Origin of the sequence: Deinococcus pimensis DSM 21231 (assembly GCF_000519345.1) — a bacterium.
Lineage (GTDB): Bacteria > Deinococcota > Deinococci > Deinococcales > Deinococcaceae > Deinococcus_A > Deinococcus_A pimensis.
Genome location: NZ_KI912679.1, coordinates 20,770 through 21,010, shown reverse-complemented (window position 1 = coordinate 21,010; position 241 = coordinate 20,770). Strand labels below are relative to the sequence as shown.

The 241-nt window shown below is 68.5% G+C and carries 1 pseudogene; it reads right to left on the bottom strand.

The annotated features are described in order from the left end of the window. Positions 1–241, bottom strand: a pseudogene (locus tag DEIPI_RS0126555) (N-acetylmuramic acid 6-phosphate etherase); the annotation flags it as partial.

Sequence of the window (241 nt, the reverse complement as noted above, 5' to 3'; positions counted from 1 at the left end):
GACGAGTCGCACGGCGCGCTCGCGCAGCTTGTGGTTGCTGGCCTTCACGTCCACCATCAGGTTGCCGTACACCTTCCCGAGCCGCACCATCACGGCGCTGGAAAAGGTGTTCAGCGCGATCTTCTGCGCGGTGCCCGCCTTGAGGCGCGTGCTGCCGCCGATCACCTCGGGGCCGGTGTCGAGGCACACGCCCACGTCCGCCTCCGTCAGCAGGGGCGTGCCGGGATTGTTGGAGATGCCG